Annotated in this window: 18 protein-coding genes and 1 pseudogene; 9 read left to right on the top strand and 10 right to left on the bottom strand. The window is 72.9% G+C overall.

Annotation, left to right across the window (positions count from 1 at the left end):
- The first annotated feature begins 44 nt into the window (after window positions 1–44).
- The 3 genes from dusB (at window position 45) to A4V12_RS26530 (ending at window position 6171) form a co-directional block, all read left to right on the top strand.
- A complete protein-coding gene (dusB, locus tag A4V12_RS26520) occupies window positions 45–1181 on the top strand; it encodes a tRNA dihydrouridine synthase DusB (RefSeq protein WP_064071959.1) in 1137 nt (378 codons plus the stop codon).
- A 433-nt stretch (window positions 1182–1614) separates the two neighbouring features.
- Complete coding sequence (gene ppdK, locus A4V12_RS26525) at window positions 1615–4326, top strand: pyruvate, phosphate dikinase (protein ID WP_064071960.1); 2712 nt, start codon at window positions 1615–1617, stop codon at window positions 4324–4326.
- A gap of 801 nt (window positions 4327–5127) precedes the next feature.
- Window positions 5128–6171, top strand: coding sequence for a helix-turn-helix domain-containing protein (locus A4V12_RS26530; RefSeq protein ID WP_107415522.1), 1044 nt, complete (start codon window positions 5128–5130; stop codon window positions 6169–6171).
- Here the strand turns inward: A4V12_RS26530 and A4V12_RS26535 are convergent.
- The gene (locus A4V12_RS26535) at window positions 6141–7301 is read right to left on the bottom strand and encodes a PhoX family protein (RefSeq protein ID WP_064071961.1); all 1161 of its coding nucleotides are present in this window, start codon (window positions 7299–7301) and stop codon (window positions 6141–6143) included. The two genes, A4V12_RS26530 and A4V12_RS26535, sit on opposite strands and share 31 nt — an antisense overlap.
- A gap of 485 nt (window positions 7302–7786) precedes the next feature.
- Between A4V12_RS26535 and A4V12_RS26540 the strand changes: the two genes are divergently transcribed.
- Complete coding sequence (locus tag A4V12_RS26540; RefSeq protein WP_064071962.1) at window positions 7787–8191, top strand: VOC family protein; 405 nt, start codon at window positions 7787–7789, stop codon at window positions 8189–8191.
- Window positions 8192–8392: 201 nt separating this feature from the next.
- Here A4V12_RS26540 and nirD read toward each other — a convergent pair whose 3' ends face one another.
- The 4 genes from nirD to A4V12_RS26560 form a co-directional block, all read right to left on the bottom strand.
- Window positions 8393–8734: a nitrite reductase small subunit NirD gene (nirD, locus tag A4V12_RS26545; RefSeq protein WP_064071963.1), complete on the bottom strand. Its 342-nt coding sequence runs from the start codon at window positions 8732–8734 to the stop codon at window positions 8393–8395.
- Window positions 8731–11250 carry a nitrite reductase large subunit NirB gene (gene nirB / locus A4V12_RS26550; protein WP_064071964.1) on the bottom strand — a complete coding sequence of 840 codons (2520 nt, stop codon included), beginning with the start codon at window positions 11248–11250 and terminating at the stop codon, window positions 8731–8733. Before nirB ends, nirD begins: the two co-directional genes overlap by 4 nt.
- A gap of 1 nt (window position 11251) precedes the next feature.
- On the bottom strand, window positions 11252–12433 hold the full coding sequence (locus A4V12_RS26555) for an NAD(P)/FAD-dependent oxidoreductase (protein ID WP_064071965.1): 1182 nt from the start codon (window positions 12431–12433) through the stop codon (window positions 11252–11254).
- Window positions 12434–12581: 148 nt separating this feature from the next.
- The gene (locus A4V12_RS26560) at window positions 12582–13022 is read right to left on the bottom strand and encodes a GNAT family N-acetyltransferase (protein WP_064071966.1); all 441 of its coding nucleotides are present in this window, start codon (window positions 13020–13022) and stop codon (window positions 12582–12584) included.
- Between the two features lie 186 nt (window positions 13023–13208).
- Between A4V12_RS26560 and A4V12_RS26565 the strand changes: the two genes are divergently transcribed.
- Window positions 13209–13985: a sulfite exporter TauE/SafE family protein gene (locus A4V12_RS26565; RefSeq protein WP_064071967.1), complete on the top strand. Its 777-nt coding sequence runs from the start codon at window positions 13209–13211 to the stop codon at window positions 13983–13985.
- Between the two features lie 7 nt (window positions 13986–13992).
- Here the strand turns inward: A4V12_RS26565 and A4V12_RS26570 are convergent, their stop codons facing one another.
- Entirely contained in the window at window positions 13993–14670 is a 678-nt protein-coding gene (locus tag A4V12_RS26570) for a class F sortase (RefSeq protein WP_079137363.1), read from the bottom strand.
- A 100-nt stretch (window positions 14671–14770) separates the two neighbouring features.
- The gene (locus A4V12_RS26575; protein ID WP_064071968.1) at window positions 14771–15370 is read right to left on the bottom strand and encodes a hypothetical protein; all 600 of its coding nucleotides are present in this window, start codon (window positions 15368–15370) and stop codon (window positions 14771–14773) included.
- A 319-nt stretch (window positions 15371–15689) separates the two neighbouring features.
- Here A4V12_RS26575 and A4V12_RS26580 point away from each other — a divergent pair, with 319 nt between their 5' ends.
- From A4V12_RS26580 to A4V12_RS39160, 3 genes and pseudogenes are all read left to right on the top strand, one after another.
- Window positions 15690–16289: an NADPH-dependent FMN reductase gene (locus tag A4V12_RS26580; RefSeq protein WP_064071969.1), complete on the top strand. Its 600-nt coding sequence runs from the start codon at window positions 15690–15692 to the stop codon at window positions 16287–16289.
- Between the two features lie 217 nt (window positions 16290–16506).
- Complete coding sequence (cutA, locus tag A4V12_RS26585) at window positions 16507–16830, top strand: divalent-cation tolerance protein CutA (RefSeq protein ID WP_064071970.1); 324 nt, start codon at window positions 16507–16509, stop codon at window positions 16828–16830.
- A pseudogene (locus A4V12_RS39160) lies at window positions 16827–17210 on the top strand (gamma-glutamylcyclotransferase family protein); the annotation flags it as partial. The gene cutA and the pseudogene A4V12_RS39160, both read left to right, overlap by 4 nt.
- Before the next feature lie 166 nt (window positions 17211–17376).
- On the opposite strand, the gene A4V12_RS26595 reads toward A4V12_RS39160, so the two are convergent.
- From A4V12_RS26595 to A4V12_RS26605, 3 genes are all read right to left on the bottom strand, one after another.
- The gene (locus tag A4V12_RS26595; RefSeq protein ID WP_064071976.1) at window positions 17377–19452 is read right to left on the bottom strand and encodes a molybdopterin oxidoreductase family protein; all 2076 of its coding nucleotides are present in this window, start codon (window positions 19450–19452) and stop codon (window positions 17377–17379) included.
- 133 nt (window positions 19453–19585) lie between these two features.
- Entirely contained in the window at window positions 19586–20254 is a 669-nt protein-coding gene (locus A4V12_RS26600) for a SanA/YdcF family protein (protein ID WP_423563054.1), read from the bottom strand.
- A gap of 70 nt (window positions 20255–20324) precedes the next feature.
- The gene (locus A4V12_RS26605) at window positions 20325–21038 is read right to left on the bottom strand and encodes an aquaporin (RefSeq protein ID WP_064071973.1); all 714 of its coding nucleotides are present in this window, start codon (window positions 21036–21038) and stop codon (window positions 20325–20327) included.
- A 106-nt stretch (window positions 21039–21144) separates the two neighbouring features.
- On the opposite strand from A4V12_RS26605, the gene A4V12_RS26610 reads away from it, so the two are divergent.
- Complete coding sequence (locus tag A4V12_RS26610) at window positions 21145–21867, top strand: hypothetical protein (protein ID WP_064071977.1); 723 nt, start codon at window positions 21145–21147, stop codon at window positions 21865–21867.
- The last annotated feature ends 181 nt before the right edge of the window (window positions 21868–22048 follow it).

Genomic DNA, 22048 nt, shown 5'->3' on the forward strand with positions numbered 1-22048 from the left:
GCCTAACTAACGATCCCCTCGGGACGTGGGTGACAATGGGGGGCATGACCGCGTTCAGTCCCCTTGCCATCGGGCCGCACACCGTGCAGCCGCCGGTGGTGCTCGCGCCGATGGCCGGCATCACCAACGCCCCGTTCCGCACCCTCTGCCGCGAGTTCAGCGGCGGGAAGGGGCTGTTCGTGAGCGAGATGATCACGACACGGGCGCTGGTCGAGCGCAACGAGAAGACGATGCAGCTGATCCATTTCGACGAGACGGAGACGCCGCGGTCGATCCAGCTGTACGGGGTGGACCCCGTGACGGTCGGCAAGGCGGTCCGGATGATCGTCGACGAGGACCTCGCCGACCACATCGACCTGAACTTCGGCTGCCCGGTCCCCAAGGTGACCCGCAAGGGCGGCGGCTCCGCGCTGCCCTACAAGCGGCCGCTGCTGCGGGCGATCCTGAACGAGGCGGTCTCCAACGCCGGGGACCTGCCGGTCACCATGAAGATGCGCAAGGGCATCGACGACGACCACATCACCTTCCTGGACGCCGGGCGCATCGCGGTCGAGGAGGGCGTGACGGCCATCGCCCTGCACGGCCGGACGGCCGCCCAGCACTACGGCGGCACGGCGGACTGGGACGCCATCGCACGCCTGAAGGAGCACGTCCCGGAGATCCCGGTGCTCGGCAACGGCGACATCTGGTCGGCGGACGACGCGCTGCGCATGATGCGCGAGACCGGCTGCGACGGGGTGGTCGTCGGGCGCGGCTGCCTGGGGCGGCCGTGGCTGTTCGGGGACCTGGTGGCCGCCTTCGAGGGCACCGGCGGGGCGGCGGCGCCGAGCCTGCGCGAGGTCGCCGACGTGATGGTCCGGCACGCGCGGCTGCTGGGGGAGTGGATCGGTGACGAGACCCGGGGCGTCATCGACTTCCGTAAGCACGTGGCGTGGTACCTGAAGGGGTTCGCGGTCGGTTCGGAGATGCGCAAGAGGCTGGCGGTCACCTCGTCCCTGGACGAGCTGCGCGCTCAGCTGAGCGAGCTCGATCTGGACCAGGCGTGGCCGGCCGGGGCCGACGGGCCGCGCGGCCGGACGTCCGGGAACAACCGGGTCGTGCTGCCGGACGGATGGCTGAAGGACCCCTACGACTGCGCCGCCGTCAGCGCCGACGCGGAACTGGACACCTCGGGCGGGTGACGCGGGCGGGTGTCCGCCAGGCGTGTCGGAGGTGTCCGCACACGGTGCGGGGAGCGTCCGGATCGTGGAATCCGAGGCTCCGGCGGGGCGTGATTCTCGCCACCCCTGATAGGGGTTGCGCTCAGATGAGCGCGAACTGAGCGGATGCACTTCTCAAAGGGTGGCACTGAGTGCCACCCTTTTTGTGTTCAAGACTTGAACTCACGTGGCTCGTGTGGCGCTCAAGTGAGCGAGTATCCCCAGCTTTGGGTCAAAGGTCATTCGGAGGCTGAAGGAGTCGGGCCCGACGATCTACCGCTGAGTCACTTTCGATCTGCTGGCGGACGGGTGGTTAAGGCCGTATGACGGGTAGGCGTACGTACCCAGAAGCCTTCGATCTGGGTATGTTCCTCGCCGTCAGGGCAGCCACCGAGTCCTCGAGGAGTCGAGACCCGTGTCGGAAAACAAAGATCAGAAGTTCGTGTACGACTTCACCGAGGGCAACAAGGACCTGAAGGACCTGCTCGGCGGTAAAGGTGCCAACCTCGCCGAGATGACCAACCTGGGTCTCCCGGTGCCTCCCGGCTTCACCATCACCACCGAGGCCTGCAAGGTCTACCTCGACAGCGGTGACGAGCCCGTCGAGCTGCGCGACGAGGTCACCGCGCACCTCGACGCCCTCGAGAAGAAGATGGGCAAGAAGCTCGGTCAGGCCGACAACCCGCTTCTGGTCTCCGTCCGTTCCGGCGCCAAGTTCTCCATGCCCGGCATGATGGACACCGTCCTCAACATCGGACTCTCCGACAAGTCCGTCGAGGGCCTGGCCCAGCAGGCCGGGGACGAGCGGTTCGCCTGGGACTCGTACCGCCGCCTCATCCAGATGTTCGGCAAGACCGTCCTCGGCGTCGACGGCGAGCTCTTCGAGGAGGCCCTCGAAGAGGCGAAGGCCGCCAAGAAGGTCACCGTCGACACCGACCTCGACGCCGGCGACCTGAAGAAGCTCGTCAAGCACTTCAAGAAGATCGTCAAGGCCGAGGCGGGCCGCGACTTCCCGCAGGACCCGCGCGAGCAGATGGACCTGGCCATCAAGGCCGTCTTCGACTCCTGGAACGGCGAGCGCGCCAAGCTGTACCGCCGCCAGGAGCGCATCCCGCACGACCTCGGCACGGCCGTCAACGTCTGCTCCATGGTCTTCGGCAACCTCGGCCCCGACTCCGGCACCGGCGTCGCCTTCACCCGCGACCCCGCCTCCGGCCACCAGGGCGTGTACGGCGACTACCTTCAGAACGCGCAGGGCGAGGACGTCGTCGCCGGTATCCGCAACACCGTGCCGCTGGCCGACCTCGAGTCGATCGACAAGAAGTCGTACGACCAGCTGATGCAGATCATGGAGACGCTGGAGAACCACTACAAGGATCTCTGCGACATCGAGTTCACCATCGAGCGCGGCCAGCTGTGGATGCTCCAGACCCGCGTCGGCAAGCGCACCGCCGGTGCCGCCTTCCGGATCGCCACCCAGCTCGTCGACCAGGGCCTGATCGACGAGGCCGAGGCCCTCCAGCGCGTCAACGGCGCCCAGCTCGCCCAGCTGATGTTCCCGCGCTTCGACGAGAAGGCCGCGGTCGAGCAGGTCGGGCGCGGCATCGCCGCCTCGCCGGGCGCCGCCGTCGGCAAGGCCGTCTTCGACTCGTACACCGCCGTCAAGTGGTCCCGGTCCGGCGAGAAGGTCATCCTGATCCGCCGCGAGACCAACCCGGACGACCTGGACGGCATGATCGCCGCCGAGGGCATCCTCACCTCGCGCGGCGGCAAGACCTCCCACGCGGCCGTCGTCGCGCGCGGCATGGGCAAGACCTGTGTCTGCGGCGCCGAGGAGCTGGAGGTCGACACCAAGCGCCGCCGGATGACCGTGCCCGGCGGGCACGTCGTCGAGGAGGGCGACGTCGTCTCCATCGACGGCTCCACCGGCAAGGTGTACCTCGGCGAGGTCCCCGTCGTGCCGTCGCCGGTCGTCGAGTACTTCGAGGGCCGCATGCACGCCGGCGCCGACGACGCCGACGAGCTGGTCCAGGCCGTGCACCGGATCATGGCGTACGCGGACCGGGTACGCCGGCTGCGCGTACGGGCCAACGCCGACAACGCCGAGGACGCCTCGCGGGCGCGGCGCTTCGGCGCCCAGGGCATCGGCCTGTGCCGCACCGAGCACATGTTCCTCGGCGACCGCCGCCAGTACGTCGAGCGGCTGATCCTCGCCGACACGGACGCGGAGCGCGACGAGGCCCTCAAGGCGCTGCTGCCGCTCCAGAAGGACGACTTCGTCGAGCTGTTCGAGGCGATGGACGGCCTGCCGGTCACGGTCCGCCTGCTGGACCCGCCGCTGCACGAGTTCCTGCCCGACATCACCGAGCTGTCGGTGCGCGTCGCCCTCGCCGAGGCCCGCAAGGAGCCGCACGAGAACGAGCTGCGCCTCCTCCAGGCCGTCCACCGGCTGCACGAGCAGAACCCGATGCTGGGCCTGCGCGGCGTACGCCTCGGCCTGGTCATCCCCGGCCTGTTCACCATGCAGGTCCGCGCCATCGCCGAGGCCGCCGCCCAGCGCATCGAGGCGAAGGGCGACCCGCGCGCCGAGATCATGATCCCGCTGGTGGGCACCGTCCAGGAGCTGGAGCTGGTCCGCGACGAGGCCGAGCAGGTCATCGCCGAGGTCCAGGCGGAGACCGGCGTCGAGCTGAAGCTGGCGCTCGGCACGATGATCGAGCTGCCGCGCGCCGCGGTGACCGCCGGTCAGATCGCCGAGTGCGCCGAGTTCTTCTCCTTCGGCACCAACGACCTCACCCAGACGGTGTGGGGCTTCTCCCGGGACGACGTGGAGGCCAGCTTCTTCACCGCGTACCTGGAGAAGGGCATCTTCGGCGTCAGCCCGTTCGAGACGATCGACAAGGACGGCGTCGGCGCGCTGGTGCGCAGCGCGGTCGAGGCCGGCCGTGCCACCCGCCCGGACATCAAGCTCGGCGTGTGCGGCGAGCACGGCGGTGACCCCGAGTCGGTGCACTTCTTCCACGAGGTGGGCCTGGACTACGTCTCCTGCTCGCCGTTCCGGATCCCGGTCGCGCGCCTGGAGGCGGGCCGCGCGGCCGCGCAGTCGAGCGGGAGCGACAGCCGCTGAACCGTGGCCGGACCGTCCGTCGCCCGGACGGTCCGGCACCGAGACACCGGAGCCGCCGTTGGTCCCCGACCCTCACCGATCGGCGGCGGCTCCGGTCACCAAGAGAGACGGGGCGGACACCTTGTGCGGAGGTGTCCGCCCCGTCGTCGCCCCGTACGGCCCCCGGAGCCCCGCTCCGGGGGCCGTACGCGTGCGGGGCGGGGGGCGGGGCCGAGGAGGGGTGCCGGAGCCCCGGGCCGGGGCCCTGGGCCGGGGCGGGAGGGGCTGCGCCGGGCGCCGGGCGCGGGTTCCGGCACGGGGTGCCGGCCCAGGAGAGGGCGCCGGGAGCGCCGGGGCGCGGGCGGGTGCGGGGCTGCCCGGGGCGCGGCGCTCGGGCCACCGGGAGAGGAATTGGGGGTTCCTGTTGCATTGCGGCCGGTTGAATTCCGGGCTGTTGAACACCGGACCTTTATGTCAGGTCAATGTACCGGCCAATGTCCGGTCGAATCAGGTGATTCATCCCGCAAAGAACGGGCGGAGCGCGGCCACCGGATCCCCACCCGCCGACCGCGCCCCATTACCCCTGCCGGGCTGGAGAGCCGCAACCTTTCAGGTCCGCCGCCGGACGCGCGAAGCCCCCCACGGTCTTCACCACGTCACCTCGGTCCTGAAGGTTTCCTGCCCGACGCCGTACAGCTTTTCGGTTCACCCCCGGTCTCCGCGATGCGTTTCAAGTGTGGCTGAAATGCCATGGTGACGGCGTGTGATGGCATGCATACTCATTGGCGGGGGGTGATTGCGGATGCAACAGGGGTGGGTTCAGTGCTGCGTATTCATTTCACCGGGGACGACCTTGCCGGGGTCCGGATGGCGGCCCGGCCGGATGCGTTGTGGGAAACGATTCTCAGCTTTCACCGGTTGCGGGACCGGCGCGGCGCGCTCGTCTACGGCGCATGGCGTTCGGAATCGCGGGCGCGGTTGAACGGTGAAACGCGACTGCTCGGCGCGCTCGTGCCGACGCGGGGCTATTTCCCGGATTTCCTGACCCCGCCGCAGGGCCTGGACGGCCTCGACACGGGCCTCCAGGCGGTGCGGGCCACCCCACCCGCCCGGGTCCACACGGAGCTGGCCCTGCTGGCCGCCTCACGGCCCGGCGGCGCCCCGCTGCCCGGTTGGGCGCGCGACCTCGCGGAGGGCCGCCAGGAGCCGTTCGGGCGGCTCGTCGGGGCGCTCCGCGGCTACCACCGGGCCGCCATCGAGCCGTACTGGTCGCACATCGAGGCCCGCGTGGAGGCCGACCGGGCGGTACGCGGCCGCGCCCTGCTGGACGGCGGCGCCGACGAACTGCTCGCCTCCCTGCCGCCGGTGCTGCGCTGGCGCGCGCCGGTGCTGGAGGCCGACTACCCGGTCGACCGCGACCTGCGGCTGAACGGGCGCGGCCTGCTGCTCCAGCCCTCCTACTTCTGCCGGGGCAACCCGGTGGTGCTGCGCGACCCGGACCTGCCGCCCGTCCTCGTCTACCCCGTCACCCACACCGACGCGCCCGTGTCGGGGCCGGCCGAACCTGGGGCGTCCCCGCTGGGCCGGCTCGTCGGGCACACCCGCTGCGCGGTCCTGCGGGCCATCGGCCAGGGCGGGACGACCAGCGAGCTGGCCCGCCGCGCGGGCGTCTCCCTCGCCTCCGCCAGCCAGCACGCGGGCGTGCTGCGGGACGCGGGCCTCGTGGTCACCCTCCGCCAGGGCAGTTCCGTGCTCCACACCCTGACGCCACTGGGCGCCGCCCTCCTCCACGGGGGCGGCGCCCAGCCCGGGCGGCAGCAGCCGCAGCGGCGGCGCTACGCGCGGAACGGCCCCGTCACCTCGTAGGTGATGCCGCCCGACGAACTGCCGGTGGTGCCGCGCTGGCTGGAGAAGTACAGCCGCCTGCCGTCCGGCGAGAAGGCCGGGCCGCAGATCTCGGAACCGGACTGGCCGTTGATCCGCAGGAAGGGGGCCACGACGTCGTCCGGCGTGATGACGCAGATCTCCATGTTGCCGCCGTCCTCCGCGACGAACAGGTCCCCGGAGGACGAGCCGGTGACGTTGTCCACCCCGGTCAGCGGGGCGGTGCCGCCGGTCACCAGGGAGTCGTCGTAGGCCAGCTCGTAGGTGTTGCTCGCCAGGTTCAGCTGCCACAGGCGGTTGTCGCCCTTGGTGGTGAACCAGACGGTGTCGTTGGCGTAGTGGCAGCCCTCGCCGCCGTTGAACCGCTTGGCGCCCGAGACCTGGTCACGGGTGTAGGTGGGCGAGCCGTCCGGGTCCGGCACGGTCGCCCAGGTGAAGCTGCCGGAGGTGGCGGTGCCGGCCCTCAGCACCTGGAGGGTGCCGGAGGACAGGTCGCCCCAGGTGGTGGGGACGAAGCGGTACAGGCAGCCGTTGGACTCGTCCTCGGTCAGGTAGACCACCTTGCGCACCGGGTCGGCGGCGGCGGCCTCGTGCTTGAAGCGCCCCATGGCGTCCCGCCGCACGGCGGGGTTCACCCCGTACGGGTCGGTCTCGTAGACGTACCCCAGGCTGACCTCCTCGCAGGACAGCCAGGTGTTCCACGGGGTCTTGCCGCCCGCGCAGTTGGTGCGGGTGTTCGACAGGATGCGGTACGCGCCGGTGATCGCGCCCGTCGAGGAGAACGTGACGGCGCTCGCGCCGCCCCCGGGATTGATCTCCGAGTTCGAGACGTAGATCCACCCCGTGCCGTTCACGAAGCAGGCGCCGCCGTCCGGGGCGTTGTGCCAGGTGTACGTGGTGGAGCCGACCTTCTGCCCGGACCGGGCGATCACCCGGCTCGTGAAGCCGCTGGGCAACTGGATGCCGTTGGCGTCCGCCGCGCCGAGCGCCCCGTACGGACCGGGACCCGGCTGCGCGGGGGCCGCGTAGGCCGCGCCACGCATGAGGGTGCCGCCGAAGGCGGCGGCGGTACCGCCGATGACCGCTCCACGCAGGAAACTGCGACGTTCCACTTGTCACTCCAGGAGGTTCGTGACCGGACCGGCCGCCCCGGGCGGGGCGGCGGGGTCGAGCGCTTCGGGAACCTAGAAGCCCTGGATTGACGGTGCATCAACAAGCAGTGAAGGGGAAGCGTCCTGTGCCGGTCCGTGCCGGTCACCCCTCCAGCAGCTCCTCGAGTTCGGTGCGGCGCTCCTTGCAGGACACCTTGTACGCCTCCCGCGCGCCCGCGTGCGGGAGCCGTGCGACCAGGGAGGGCCCGTGTCCCCGGCGGGGCGGACGGGGCGGGGGGTGGGAGGGGGCCCGAGAGGTCCGGCAGGGCCCGACAGGGCCGACGGGGCCGGGGGCGATCCGTGGCGGCGGAGGAGGCTGCGGTGGCGCGCGGGGCGCGATGGGGCGAAATTCTTTTCGGGAGGTTCGGCCGGGAGCGATGAGTTCCGCCGGCTCCTCCCGTCTACCCCTCCGAAAGCGCCACACCGACGAGAGAAGAGATGACGACATGCCCCAGATGATCTTCGTGAACCTGCCGGTGAAGGACCTCGCCACGTCGAAGACGTTCTGGAGCAAGCTGGGCTACTCCTTCAACGAGCAGTTCAGCGACGACCGGACCGCGTGCCTGGTCATCAGCGACACGATCTTCGTGATGCTGCTCACCGAGCCGCGCTTCAAGGACTTCACCAAGAAGGAGATCGCGGACGCGGCGCGCTCCACCGAGGCGATCTTCGCGCTGAGCGCCGACAGCCGGGAGCGGGTCGACCAGCTGTGCGACGCGGCTCTGGCGTCCGGTGGCTCGGCCGCCAACGACCCCCTGGACTACGGCACCATGTACGGCCGCTCGTTCCAGGACCCGGACCACCACCTCTGGGAGGTCATCTGGATGGACCCCTCGGCCGTGCAGGGCTGACGCGCCCCCCCCGCGCGTCGCGCCGCGGCGCCCCCGCCGGCGGGTGTCCCCGCCGGGACCCCGCCCCCGGCGCCCCCCGCCGCGCGCCGGGCCCCCGGCCCCGGGCGCGCCGGGCCGGGCCGGAGCTCCCCCCGCCCCCCGGCCCGGCCGTCCGTCCCCGTGCGCGGGGCCCGGCAGGAGCCCCGCGCACGGGGTGGTCCGTCAGGAGACGGCGGCGAGTTCCCGCACCCGGATCCCGTAGACCGCCACCGACGTCTCCTCGTCGTCCAGGCACCGGCCGCTCTCCAGGTCGAAGCGCTGCTTGAGCAGCGGGGACGCCACGAACGGCCGCCCGCCCGCCGACCCGATCAGGCCACGCGACAGGACCTGGGCGCCCGTGAACGGGTCCCGGTTGTCGATCGCGTACCACCGTCCGGCCCGGTCCCGGAAGAGCGCCACCTGCCGCCCGTCGGGCAGCAGGGCCGCCATGCCGCGACCCGGCGTGAGCACGGAGTCGTCACAGATCGGCAACCACTCGTCGAGGTAGGAGAGTTCGAGCATCATCGGGCGGAAGCTCCTTCCAGGGGTTCCAGCGTGAGGATCGTCAGGTCCGGCTTGATCTGGCCGCGCTCCGGCACGAACTTCACCGACGGGTCCGGCGCGTCGGGGGCGTTCACGAAGGAGACGAACCGGCGCAGCCGCTCGGGGTCGTTCAGCGTCTCGGCCCACTCGTCGTGGTAGCTCGCCACGTGCGCGGCCATCAGCGCCTCCAGCTCGTCGCACAGCCCGAGCTTGTCGTGCACGACCACGTCACGGAGGTGGTCGAGGCCGCCTTCCAGCCGCTCCAGCCAGGCCGCCGTACGCTCCAGCCGGTCGGCGGTGCGGATGTAGAACATCAGGAACCGGTCGATCAGCCGGATCAGCTCCGCGTCCGACAGGTCCTGCGCCAGCAGGTCCGCGTGGCGCGGTGTCGCGCCGCCGTTGCCGCCGACGTACAGGTTCCAGCCGTTGGCCGTGGCGATCACGCCGAAGTCCTTCGACTGGGCCTCCGCGCACTCCCGGGCGCAGCCCGAGACCGCCGACTTGAGCTTGTGCGGGGCGCGCAGGCCCCGGTAGCGCAGCTCCAGGTCGATCGCCATCTTCACCGAGTCCTGCACGCCGTAGCGGCACCAGGTCTGGCCCACGCAGGACTTCACGGTCCGCAGCGACTTGCCGTACGCGTGCCCCGACTCGAAGCCGGCGTCCACCAGCCGCGTCCAGATCTGCGGCAGCTGGTCCACCCGCGCGCCGAAGAGGTCGATCCGCTGACCGCCGGTGATCTTGGTGTAGAGCCCGAAGTCCCGGGCCACCTCGCCGATCACGATGAGCTTCTCCGGCGTGATCTCCCCGCCCGGGATGCGCGGCACGATCGAGTACGAGCCGTTGCGCTGCATGTTGGCGAGGAAGTGGTCGTTGGTGTCCTGGAGGGCCGCCCGCTCGCCGTCGAGGATGTACTCGTTCGTCAGGCTCGCCAGGATCGACGCCACGGCGGGCTTGCAGATCTCGCAGCCCTCGCCGCCGCGCGCCTCCTCCCGCCCGTGCGAGTCCAGCAGCTCCGCGTACGAGGTGAAGCGCATCGTGCGGACGATCTCGTACAGCTCGCTGCGGGTGTAGGTGAAGCAGCCGCACATCCCGCTGTCGGCCGGCTTCGGCAGGAGCTGCTGGATCACCTTCACGCAGCTGCCGCAGCCCGTGCCCGCCTTGGTGCACTTCTTCACCTCGGGCAGCGAGGAGCAGGCACAGATGGCGCCCTTGGTGACGTTGTGGCAGGAGCAGATGATGGCGTCGTCGGGGAGCGACTGCGGACCGAGCGACACCGGCGCCCCGGCACCGGCCGGCAGCACCAGCTGCTCCGGCGCCACCGGCGGCTTGGTCCCGGTCATCGGGCGCAGCATGCCGTACGCCTCGGCGTCACCGACCAGGACACCGCCCAGCAGCACGCCGTCCGGGTCGACCACCAGCTTCTTGTAGATGCCGGAGCGGGAGTCGGAGTAGACGACGTCCAGGCAGCCCTCGGCGGTGCCGTGTGCGTCGCCGAAGGACGCCACGTCCACACCCAGCAGCTTCAGCTTGGTCGACATGTCGGCACCGGTGAACCCGCCGGCCTCCTCCTCGGCGATCGTCGCGGCGGCCGTGAGCGCCATCTCGTAGCCGGGCGCCACCAGGCCGTACACCCGGCCGTCCACCGCCATCGCGCACTCGCCGATCGCGTACACCGCCGGGTCCGACGTGCGGCACCGCTCGTCGACCGCGATGCCGCCGCGCTCGCCGACCGTCAGGCCGCAGTCGCGCGCCAGCTGGTCGCGGGGGCGGACACCCGCGGAGAAGACCACCATGTCGGTCGTGACGGTGGTGCCGTCCGACAGGGCCATGCCGGTCACCGAGCCGTCCTCGGTGAGCACTTCCTGCGTTCCGGTACCGGTGTGGACGACGAGGCCCATGTTCTCGATGGTGCGTAGCAGGGCCGCGCCGCCGCCCTCGTCCACCTGCACCGGCATCAGCCGCGGGGCGAACTCCACCACGTGCGTCTCCAGGCCCAGGCCCTTGAGCGCGCCCGCCGCCTCCAGGCCGAGCAGCCCGCCGCCGACCACCGCGCCGATCCTCGCCGTCTTGGCGTACTCCTCGATGGCGAGCAGGTCCTCGATCGTCCGGTAGACGAAGCAGCCCGTCGCGTCCTTGCCCGGGACCGGCGGTACGAAGGGGTACGAACCGGTCGCCAGCACGAGGGTGTCGTACGCGATCACGCGGCCGGCGCGCGAGGTGACCGTCCGGGCCTCGCGGTCGATGGTCTCGGCCGGGTCGTCCAGGTGCAGCTCGATGGCGTGCCGCGCCATGAAGCCGTCCTCGACCATGGACAGGTCGTCGGGCGTCTTCCCGTCGAAGTACGAGGTCAGCCGGACGCGGTCGTACGCCGGGCGGGGCTCTTCGCAGAGCACGACGACCCGCGCCCGCTCCGTGACACCGCGCTCGGCGAGGGCCTCCAGGAAGCGCTGGCCGACCATGCCGTGGCCGACGAGGACGATAGTGGGCATGTGGGCCATTTCAGGAGCCTCCGTCATGGGTGAGCAGGTGGAGCAGGGGCGCTTCGGGAAGGGCCTCGTCGCCCTCCCAGGCCCGGGCGAGCGCCCCGACCGCGCCGAGATCGCCGAGGAGTACGCCGCCGACGAGACGGTCGCCGCGGACGACGACCTTGCGGTACGCGCCGCTCGTCGCGTCCGCCAGCTGCACGGTGTCGTCACCGGGCAGCGGCGTCGCCTCGCCGAACGCCGCCAGTTCGAGGGCGTCCATGCTGAGCCGGGTCAGCGCCCGGGTGCCCCGGTAGGCGCCGGTGCCCCCGGTGAGCACCTCGGTCAGGACGTCGGCCTGCTCCAGGGCGGCACCGGCCAGCCCGTAGAGCCGGCCGTCGTGCTCGGCGCAGTCGCCGACGGCGTGGATGTACGGGTCGGAGGTGCGCAGCCGGTCGTCGACGACGATCCCGCGCTTGACGTCCAGGCCCGCGTCGAGCGCCAGGCCGACGCGCGGCCGGACGCCGCAGGCGATGACGACCACGTCCGCGTCGAGGACGAACCCGTCGGCGAGCTCCACCGCCTCGACCGTGTCGTCGACGCAGCGCAGGCCGCGCACACGGCACTCGGTGTGGACCTCCACGCCCAGGTCCGCCGTCAGGTGGCGGCGCAGGATCGCCGAGGCGCCCGCGTCGAGCTGGCGCTCCATCAGGTGCTCGCCCTGCTGGGCCAGCACCACCTCCGCGCCCCGGGCGGCCAGCGCGCGGGCCGCCGACACGCCCAGCAGGCCGCCGCCGATCACCACCGCCCGCACCCCGGGGCCCACCAGCGCGTCCAGCGCCAGGCAGTCGTCGAGGGTCCGGAAGGCGTGCACCCCGGCGGGCAGCCGCCCGCCGCCCAGGCCCCGCAGCGGTGGCAGCACCGGGTTGGAGCCGGTGGCCAGAACCAGCCGGTCGTATGCGAACGCCTCGCCGTCCGCGCAGTGCACCACCCGGGCGGCGCGGTCGATCCCGGTGACCCGCACCTCGTGACGCGTCCCGTCGCCGTGCGGGGACGGCAGGGCGATCACCTCGGGCCCGTACCGCCCGGCCAGGACGTCCGCGAGCAGCACCCGGTTGTAGGGGGCGTGCGGCTCCTCGCCGAGCAGGGTGACGGGCAGCCGCTCGGCGAGGCGAGCGCCCGCCGTGCCTCCGCCGACCACCACGATCCGTGAACTCATGCTCGCCAGCGTGCGTCGGCGGTGTTACCCGGCCGCATCCCGTTTGTTTCGCGCACGGAAAGCTGACCTCAGCGGCGACGGCCACCGCCGGTGAGGCCCGACGGCGCCGGCCCGCCCGACATCCGTTCCTGGATCTCACCTGCGCCCCTTACGGGATGTAGCGGCGGAAGCCCTTCGCCAGAGCTTTGAAGCCGCACGCCTCGTAGAAGGTGTGAACATAGGCGTCGTCCGCCGCCAGCAGCTGGACCTTGTAGCAGTCGGCCGACTCACCCAGGCGAACGGCAGCCTCCATCAACTGACGGCCCACACCATGCCGTTGGAACGAGCCGGCCACCACGACGTTCTCCACGAACAAGACGGCCCGACCACCGCGTGTGAGGTTCGGCATGACGATGCAGTCGGCCGTCCCCGCCACGGTGCCGTCGGCTTCGGCCACCAGGATCGTCCGTCCCTGCTGCCTTGATATGGCTGCCCAAATGGCCTCCGCGGACGCCTCGGGCAGCGGAGGATCATCGGGGTTCAACTCGCCGTAGAGAGCCAGCAACCCGGGCAGGTCCACCTCGACCGCCGACCGCACAGTGATCTTCATGCACTGAGGCTAGAACGAACACAGCGTCGCAGAAGCGGCTCGTCGGGCACAGACACTGCTGCGCCAGGACATGGAACCGGGTAGGGGCCGGCGCCGCCGGTCCGGCGTAGGCCGCAACCTCAGAGGTAGCTCAAGCCTCACCCGTTCCGTGGACGGCACACCTATCCCGTCCCTAGGCTCGCCGTCATGCCCGACATATCGCTGACCACCCTGGTCCTCCTCTGCGCGGCCGCTCTCGTGGCGGGCTGGATCGACGCCGTGGTGGGCGGTGGTGGGCTGCTCCTGCTGCCCGCGCTGCTGCTCGGCCTGCCGCAGGTGCCGGCCGCGCACATCCTCGGCACCAACAAGGCGGTGGCCATCGTGGGGACGACGGGCGCCGCCGTGACCTATGTGCGCAAGGCGCCGGTGGAGGTACGGACGGCGGTGCGGATCGGCCTGGCGGCGCTCGCCGGGTCCATGGGCGGGGCCTTCTTCGCCGCGGGGATCAGCAGCGATGTCCTGCGGCCGGTCATCATGGTGGTGCTGCTGGGCGTGGCGGCCTTCGTGATGCTGCGTCCGTCGTTCGGCACGGGGGCGGGAAAGGGGCCGGCGACCCGGGCGCGGGTGGTCACGGCGATCGTCCTCGTCGGCGGCGGAATCGGCTTCTACGACGGGCTGTTCGGCCCCGGTACCGGCACGTTCCTGGTGCTGGCGCTGACGGCGGTGCTCCACCTGGACCTGGTGACCGCCTCCGCCACGGCCAAGATCGTGAACGTGTGCACCAACGCGGGGGCGCTGGCGATGTTCGCGTACCAGGGCACGGTCCTGTGGCAGCTGGCGGCGCTGATGGCGGTGTTCAACCTGGCGGGCGGGATGTTCGGGGCCCGGATGGCGCTGCGCAAGGGGGCGGAGTTCGTACGGGGCGTCCTGCTGGTGGTGGTCTTCTCGCTGGTCGCGAAGCTGGCCTTCGACCAGTGGAGCTGACGGCCGGCTACCGCACCCCGATCAGGTGCGCGTAGGCGACGACGTTGCCCTGGTAGCCGGTCTTCTCGTCGAACGTGCCGCCGCAGGTGATGACGCGCAGCTCGGCGCGGTCGGCGGGCCCGTAGACCTTCCGGTCGGGGAAGTCCTCGTTGTCGTACACCTCGACCGCGTCGACGGTGAAGACGGCGGTCCGGCCGTCGCGGCGGGTGACCTCGATCCAGTGGCCCTTCTTGAGGCTGCCGACGGCGTAGAAGACGGCGGGGCCGTCGGCGTTGTCGACGTGGCCGGCGACGATGGCCGTTCCCTCGGCACCGGGCGGAGTGCCGTCCTTGTACCAGCCGGCGATGTTCGGGTTCCCGGCCGGCGGCACCTCCAGGCTGCCGTCGCGGGCCAGGCCCAGGCGCATCACCGGGGCGTCGACGCCGATCGCGGGGATGCGGACGCGGACCGGGGCGGAGGGCGGCAGCGGTGCGGCGGCCGCGTCGGTGTGCCGGTGCGGTCCGGCGGCGAAGGCCTCGGCGGCGGTCGGGACGGGCGGGGTCGGTTCGGCGGAGCCGTTCTGGACCAGCCAGAGGCCGACGCACGCCGCGACGGCCACGCCCCAGCCCTTGCCCTTGGCGCCCGTGCCCGCACCCGCGTTCGTGCCGGTGCCGTTTCCCGCGGCGGCCCTGGTGTCGTCGGTCATGGCTGCCCTCGCGTGGCTGGGGCTCCCCGCCCGCGCCGCGGTCTCGGGGACACACGCGGCGGGGGCGGGGAGCGGGGCGGGGGTACGGGGACGGACCCCGTCAGCTGTCCTGCGCGCCGCTCGCCCGGCGACGCAGGAGCCAGACCCCGCCGACGGCGGAGGCGGCCAGCACGGCCGCTCCCGCCGCGATCCGGGTGGTGTCGGGGCCGACGCTGCCGCCCACCCCGGTCTTCACATGGCCGCTGGGCACGTCGTGGCCCTGGTCGTGGCCGCCCGAGCTGTGGCCGCCCGAGCTGTGCCCGCCGGAGTCGTGCCCGCCCGAGGTGTGGCCGCTGCCGTGCTTGACGGTCAGGTCACCGGTGGCGGTCCTGCCGTTGTCGCAGGCCACGGCGATGGCGTAGGTGCCCGGCTTGGCGTGGGAGGGGACGGTGAAGCGGCCCACCACGACGTCCTTGTGGGTGCCCGGCGACAGTTCGAAGTCGCCGGCCCCCAGCGACTGGGCGTCGCCGATCCCGTGGCCCTTCTTGCCGCACGCGGTGGTGTTGACCGTGACGGTGTCGCCCGGTTCGGCGGTCGACGGGTACACCTCCAGCTTCCCGAGGTCGCCGGTGGGGGCGGCGTGGGCGGCCGGCGAGGCGAGTGCGCCGAGCGAGACGGCCGCCAGCGCGGTACCGGTCAGCAGGCGGGCAGTGGTGCGCATGAGGTCCTCCGGGGCGCGCGACAGGCGGGGCGTGACGGGCGGATGTCCTGTCTCCGAGGTAAGGCCCGCCCCGCCGCCCGCGCCTGCTGATGCTCCATCAGATGAGGCCGTCCGGGGCGGCGTGTCGCGCTGGACGGCCGGCGTCGCAGCAGGTCAGCGCCGGTTCTCCGGTGCGCGCGGCGCGCCGCCCCGAATGGGTGACGCGCCCCCGGGGCTCCCCTTCCGGGCGCCGCCCGGGACCGCGTCGGGGGCTCCCGCCCCGGCCGTGTTCCGGTACAGGCTTGACCTGAACCTTGGTTGAGGTAGGAGGGTCTTCCGCATGGAGATCACCCGGACCTCACCGCTCTCGCTCGCCGTCATCGTGGGAAGCAACCGCGAGGGCCGCTTCGGCCCCGTCATCGCCGACTGGTTCCTCTCCCACGCCGGGCGGCGCACCGACTTCACCGTCGACGTCATCGACCTCGCCGACCCCGGCACGGACCTGCCCACCGCCCTGTCCCACGACCCCGCCCCGGCCGTCCGCGACCGGCTCGCCGAGGTCGGCGGCACGCTGGCCGCGGCCGACGCCTTCGTCGTCATCACCCCGGAGTACAACCACTCCTTCCCCGCGGCCGTCAAGAACCTCATCGACTGGCACTACACCGAGTGGCAGGCCAAGCCGGTGGGCTTCGTCTCCTACGGGGGCATGTCCGGCGGTCTGCGGGCCGTGGAGCAGTTGCGCCAGGTCTTCGCCGAGATGCACGCCGTGACCGTCCGCGACACCGTCTCCTTCCACAACGCCCACGGGCACTTCGACGAGGACGGCCGTCACAAGGACCCCACCGGCCCCGACGGCGCCGCCAAGACGATGCTCGACCAGCTCGCCTGGTGGGCCCACGCCCTGCGCGACGCCAAGGCCGTCCACCCCTACGGCGGCTGACCCGTACCGCCACGACCGCTCCGTGGCCCGCCCCCTCCGAACCCGTCCCCGCAGCCGCCACCGCGGCCGGGAGCGTCGCCGGGGGCCGGAAAGCACGTACCGCGGGTCGCCGGCGCCGGCGGGTGCGTACGCTCGGCCGTGTGCGGCGCGGCGCGGTGCGCACGACCGCCGCGGCGTGCGCGACCATGACGCGGAGACGACGCGCGGAGGAGAGACCGTGACCCTGGCCCTGACCGTACTCACCACGACAGACAGCGCCGAGAAGGCCCAGGAACTGGCCCGTGGCGCGGTGGAGGCGCGGCTCGCCGCCTGCGCGCAGGTCTCCGGTCCGGTCACCTCGGTCTACCACTGGCAGAACGCCATCGAGACCAGCCAGGAGTGGCAGGTCCTCTTCAAGACGACGGAGACCTGCTACGACGCGCTGGAGGCGTACCTCACCGCGAAGCACGACTACGAGACCCCGGAGATCATCGCCACACCGGTCGTCCGGGGGAGCACCGCGTACCTGGCGTGGCTGCGGCAGGAGACCTCGGCCCGATGAGCGCACCACCCCGCGGGCTGCCGTTCTTCGTGTACGGGACGCTGCGGCCCGGCGAGTACAACCACGACCGGTTCCTGCGCGGCCGCACGGCGGCGGAGGAACCGGCCCGCCTGCCGGGCGCCCTGCTGTACGACGGGCCCGGGTATCCGTACCTGGTACGGGGCGCCGGGCGGGTGGCGGGCGAGCTGGTGCACGCCGCGCCGGGCGAGTACGACGCCCTCGTCTCCGTACTGGACCGCCTGGAACACGGGTACGCGCGCGAGGTGTTCGAGGTGCTGCGGCTGAGTGACGGGGCGGCCGTGCGGGCCTGGGTGTACGTCGCCACGCCGGCCGTGCGGCTGGGCGAGCCGATCGCGGGCGGGGACTGGCTCAGCCGCCGGCCGCCCAGGGGGTGTCTTGTCGATCAGGCCGGATCGGCGAGCGGTGTCCGGCGCCGTGCATCGCAAGGCGGAGGAGGGAGTCATGGCGGAGCCATGACGACCGACGACAACGCCGCGAGGTGCGGTGGCGGACACCGGGAGCCCGGCATGATCGGCGAGAGACCCCCTAGGGCCGCACGGCTTCCAGACGCACCGCGCACACCTTGAACTCGGGCATGCGGGAGGTCGGGTCGAGCGCCGGGTTGGTGAGCGTGTTCGCCCGGCCCTCGCCGGCCCAGTGGAACGGCATGAACACCGTGTCCGGCCGGATGCCGGTGGTGATCCGCGCCGGCGCCACGGCCCGCCCGCGCCGCGACACCACGGCCACCGCCTCGCCCTCGGCGACGCCGACCCGCGCGGCCAGCCGCGGGTGCAGCTCCACGAACGGTCCGGGCGCGGCGGCGTTCAGCTCCTCGACCCGCCGGGTCTGGGCGCCCGACTGGTACTGCGACACCACCCGCCCGGTCGTCAGCACCACCGGGTAGGCGTCGTCCGTCTCCTCGCCCGCCGCCCGGTGCGTGACGGGCACGAACCGCGCCCGCCCGTCGGGGGTCGCGAACCGCTCCAGGAACAGCCGGGGCGTGCCGGGGTGCTCCGGCTCGGGGCACGGCCAGAAGACGCCGTCCTCCTCCGCGATGCGCCGGTAGCTGATGCCCGCGTAGTCGGCGGGCCCGCCGGCCGAGGCGCGGCGCAGCTCGTCGAAGACCTCCTCGGGATCCGTGGGGAAGCCCTTCTCCCAGCCCAGCAGCGCGGCGAGCGCGTGCATCACCTCCAGGTCGCTCCGCACGCCCTCGGGCGGGTCGACGGCCCGGCGGCGCAGCAGGACGCGGCCTTCGAGGTTGGTGAGGGTGCCGGTCTCCTCCGCCCACTGGGTGACGGGCAGGACGACGTCGGCGAGCGCCGCGGTCTCCGACAGCACCACGTCCGCCACGGCGAGGAAGTCCAGGGACTCGATCCGCTCCTGGATGTGCGCGGCGCGGGGCGCCGACACGACCGGGTTGGACCCCATCAGCACCAGGGCCTTGACGTCGGTGCCGAGCGCGTCGAGCAGTTCGTAGGCGCTGCGGCCGGGCCCGGGGAGGGTGTCGGGGTCGACGCCCCACACCCCGGCGACGTGGGCCCGGGCGGCGGGGTCGTCGAGCTTGCGGTAGCCGGGCAGCTGATCGGCCTTCTGCCCGTGCTCGCGCCCGCCCTGGCCGTTGCCCTGTCCGGTCAGGCAGCCGTACCCGGACAGGGGCCGGCCGGCGCGGCCGGTGGCCAGGCACAGGTTGATCCAGGCGCCGACGGTGTCGGTGCCCTTGGACTGCTGTTCGGGGCCGCGCGCGGTCAGCACCATCGACTCGGGCGCGTCGCAGAACATCGCCACCGCCTCCCGCAGCTGCGGCACCGGGACGCCCGTGATGCGCTCGACCTGGGCGGGCCAGTGGGACATGGCGGCGGCGCGGGCGTCGGCCCAGCCCGTCGTACGGCTCTCGATGAACTCCTCGTCCGTCCGCCCGTCGGACACGACCAGGTGGAGCAGCCCGAGGGCGAGCGCCAGGTCGGTGCCGGGGCGGGGCGCGAGGTGGAGGTCGGCCTGCTCGGCGGTACGGGTGCGGCGCGGGTCGACGACGATGAGCTTGCCGCCGTTCTCCTTCAGCTCGGTGAGGTAGCGCAGCGCCGGGGGCATGGTCTCGGCCAGGTTCGACCCGACGAGGATCACGCAGCCGGTGCGCGGGATGTCCTCCAGCGGGAAGGGCAGCCCCCGGTCGAGCCCGAAGGCCCGCTGGTGCGCGGCGGCGGCGGACGACATGCAGAACCGGCCGTTGTAGTCGATCTGCGAGGTGCCGAGGACCAGCCGGGCGAACTTCCCGAGCGTGTACGCCTTCTCGTTGGTGAGCCCGCCGCCCCCGAAGACGCCGACGGCGTCCGCCCCGTGCCTCTCCCTCGTGCCCCGCAGCCCGTCGGCGACGGTGCGCAGGGCCTCCTCCCAGGTGGCCGGTTCGAGCCTGCCTGTGGCGGGGCGTCGGACCAGGGGCCCCTCCAGCCTGACCCGGGAGGAGAGCACTGCGGGTGCGGTACGTCCCTTGCCGCACAGGGCTCCCCGGTTGACGGGGAAGTCGGCGCGTTCCACCACCTCGACGCCGTCGCCGGCGGGCCGGAGGTTCATCCCGCACTGCAAGGCGCAGTACGGACAGTGCGTGGCGGTGGTGGCGGTGAGCATGCCCCCGAGCATGCGACGCGCGTGTTACGGCCACTGACACGGCGCATTACGGCCCCGGTACGGCCGGCTCCCACGCCGGCCCGCCCCACCGGTGAGGCCCGGCGGTGATCCCGGCGGTGTCCCGGCGGGCCGGTCAGCGCCCCAGCGCCTCCGTCACACCGGTCTCCTTGCGCCCCAGGAACGTCGGGTCCGGCTCGAACACCGCGTCCAGGGCCGCCTTTCCGGCGGCCACCAGCTCGCGGCTCTGGCCGTAGTACCAGACCGAGTCGCGCGGCTCGCCCACCCCGACCCCGTACACGTCGATGTCCGCCGCCCGGCACAGCGCCACCGCCCGGCGGATGTGGAAGTCCTGGGTGACCAGGACGGCCCGGTCCACCCCGAAGATCCTCTTCGCGCGGACGCACGAGTCCCAGGTGTCGAAGCCCGCGTAGTCGCTGACGATCCGCCCGTCCGGTACGCCCCGCTCCCTCAGGTACGCGCGCATGGCGTCCGGCTCGTCGTACTCCACGCGGCCGTTGTCGCCGGTGACGAGGACGACCCTGACCTTGCCGTCCCGGTACAGCGCGGCGGCGGTGTCGAGCCGGTGGGCCAGGTACGGTGTCGGCCGGCCCTTCCACAGCCCGGCCCCGAACACCACGGCCACGTCCCGCGCGGGCACGTCCGCCGCCGTGCGCAGCCGGTCGTCGGCGACGGCGCGCAGCCACGCCGCGGGCGTGAGCGCCAGGACGCACGCCACCACGACCCCCTGGACCAGCCGCCGCTGACCGCGCCGGGTCGCCGGCCACCTCGGTACCGGCCGCACGGACCGCACACCCCGCAGGAATCCCACGTCACACCTCCGCCTGTTCGGACGCCCCGGCGGCCCGCCCGGTTCACCGCGGCACGTGTGATCCCGCCGGTGGCCGGCCGCCGTACAGCAGGGCGGCGAGCCCCGCCCCCAGCAGACCGCCGAGGAGCTGGGCGGCGATGAAGCCCGGCAGGGACGCGGGCGCGATGCCGGTGAACGAGTCGGTGAGGGAGCGTCCCACCGTCGCCGCCGGGTTGGCGAACGAGCCGGACGAGGTGAACCAGATCGCGGCGGCGATGTACGCGGCGACCGCGAGCGGCGCCAGCCGGGCCCGCCCGATGCGGTCGAGGCCCTGGACGAGCAGCACCAGGCCGGCGGTCGCGACGGTCTCGCCCAGCAGCAGGTGCCCGCCGGACCGCGTCAGGGTGGACCAACCGCCCGGCGCCCGCCCGTACATGGCCTCGGCGAGCAGGGCCCCCGCCACCGCCCCGGCCAGCTGGGCGCCGATGTAGAGGGACACCTCCCGGCCGCTCAGCGCGCCCGGGGTGCGCCGCCCGGTCCACCACGCGGAGAGGGTGACGACCGGGTTGAGGTGGGCGCCGGAGACCGGTGCGAACAGGGCGATGAGCAGCCCGAGCCCGATCGCCGAGGCCAGCGAGTTGGCCAGCAGCCGCACCCCGACGTCCTGGCTGAGACCGGTGGCCTGGATGCCCGAACCGACGATCACCGCCACGAGCGCCCCGGTACCGACCAGCTCCGCGACGGCGCGGCGTGGCAGCGCCTTCCGCGTACCCCTCATGAGACCCCCATTTCTGTTGTGCGGAAAATATATTCCGTCCTTCGAAAAGAAGGTAGCGGCGGAAAAGAGATCGTTCTCCGCCGTACGCCCTGGCACGATGACCCGCATGACCACCACCGGCGCCCGGGTCCGCGCCGCCGTCCGCAACAACGTCCAGTGGTGCGCCACCATGTGCCGCGCCCACGGCCTCGGTTCCGGCACCCTGGGCGACCGCGCCTGGACGCACCCGCTCCGCACCCCGCCGTACTACCCGGACGCCGTCACCCTCGCCCCCGACGCCGCCCCGCACGACGTGCTGCCCGGCATCGACCGGAGCACGCCCGGCTGCTCGGTCAAGGACAGCTACGCCACCCTCGACCTCTCCGGGCACGGCTTCACCCCCCTCTTCGAGGCCCACTGGATCCACCGCCCGCCCGGCGCCCCCGCCCCCCGGCCCGCGGACGCCACCCCCTGGCAACCCGTCCGCAGCGCCACCGCGCTCGCCGCCTGGGAGGCCGCCCGGAGCGGCCGGGCAGAACCCCCGGGCCTCTTCCGCCCCGCCCTCCTCACCGACCCGGCCACCACCGTGCTCGCCGCCCGCGCCCCGGACGGCAGCATCGTCGCCGGAGCGGTCGCCACCCGCAGTGCCGCGCCCGGCGCCGCCCGGGGAGTGGTGGGCGTGTCCAACGTCTTCGGCACCGACCCCTGGCCCGGCTGCCTCGCGGCCCTCACCCGCCGGTGGCCCGGCACGCCCGTGGTCGGCTACGAGCACGGCGACGACCTGACGACCGCCCTCCGCCACGGCTTCACCACCACCGGCGCCCTCCGGGTGTGGGTCCTGGCCGGCTGACCCGCCCCGCCCCGCTCCGACCAGACCCGACCAGCCCCCCCCCGACCCGCCCCCACCCCCCCCCCCCGACCCCCCCCCCCCCCCCCCCCCCCCCCCCCCCCCCCCCCCCCCCCCCCCCGCCCCACCCCACCACCCCCCCCCCCCCACCCCCCCCCACACCCCCCCCCCCCCCCCCCCCCCC

Source organism: Streptomyces noursei, from assembly GCF_001646665.1.
Taxonomy (GTDB): Bacteria; Actinomycetota; Actinomycetes; order Streptomycetales; family Streptomycetaceae; genus Streptomyces; species Streptomyces lavendulocolor.

Coding starts and splice junctions, on each gene's coding strand:
- dusB (WP_064071959.1), top strand. CDS start 45: ATGACCGCGTTCAGTCCCCTTGCCATCGGGCCGCACACCGTGCAGCCG.
- A4V12_RS26540 (WP_064071962.1), top strand. CDS start 7,787: ATGCCCCAGATGATCTTCGTGAACCTGCCGGTGAAGGACCTCGCCACG.
- nirD (WP_064071963.1), bottom strand. CDS start 8,734: ATGATGCTCGAACTCTCCTACCTCGACGAGTGGTTGCCGATCTGTGAC.
- nirB (WP_064071964.1), bottom strand. CDS start 11,250: ATGGCCCACATGCCCACTATCGTCCTCGTCGGCCACGGCATGGTCGGC.
- A4V12_RS26555 (WP_064071965.1), bottom strand. CDS start 12,433: ATGAGTTCACGGATCGTGGTGGTCGGCGGAGGCACGGCGGGCGCTCGC.
- A4V12_RS26560 (WP_064071966.1), bottom strand. CDS start 13,022: ATGAAGATCACTGTGCGGTCGGCGGTCGAGGTGGACCTGCCCGGGTTG.
- A4V12_RS26565 (WP_064071967.1), top strand. CDS start 13,209: ATGCCCGACATATCGCTGACCACCCTGGTCCTCCTCTGCGCGGCCGCT.
- A4V12_RS26570 (WP_079137363.1), bottom strand. CDS start 14,670: ATGACCGACGACACCAGGGCCGCCGCGGGAAACGGCACCGGCACGAAC.
- A4V12_RS26575 (WP_064071968.1), bottom strand. CDS start 15,370: ATGCGCACCACTGCCCGCCTGCTGACCGGTACCGCGCTGGCGGCCGTC.
- A4V12_RS26580 (WP_064071969.1), top strand. CDS start 15,690: ATGGAGATCACCCGGACCTCACCGCTCTCGCTCGCCGTCATCGTGGGA.
- A4V12_RS26595 (WP_064071976.1), bottom strand. CDS start 19,452: ATGCTCACCGCCACCACCGCCACGCACTGTCCGTACTGCGCCTTGCAG.
- A4V12_RS26605 (WP_064071973.1), bottom strand. CDS start 21,038: ATGAGGGGTACGCGGAAGGCGCTGCCACGCCGCGCCGTCGCGGAGCTG.
- A4V12_RS26610 (WP_064071977.1), top strand. CDS start 21,145: ATGACCACCACCGGCGCCCGGGTCCGCGCCGCCGTCCGCAACAACGTC.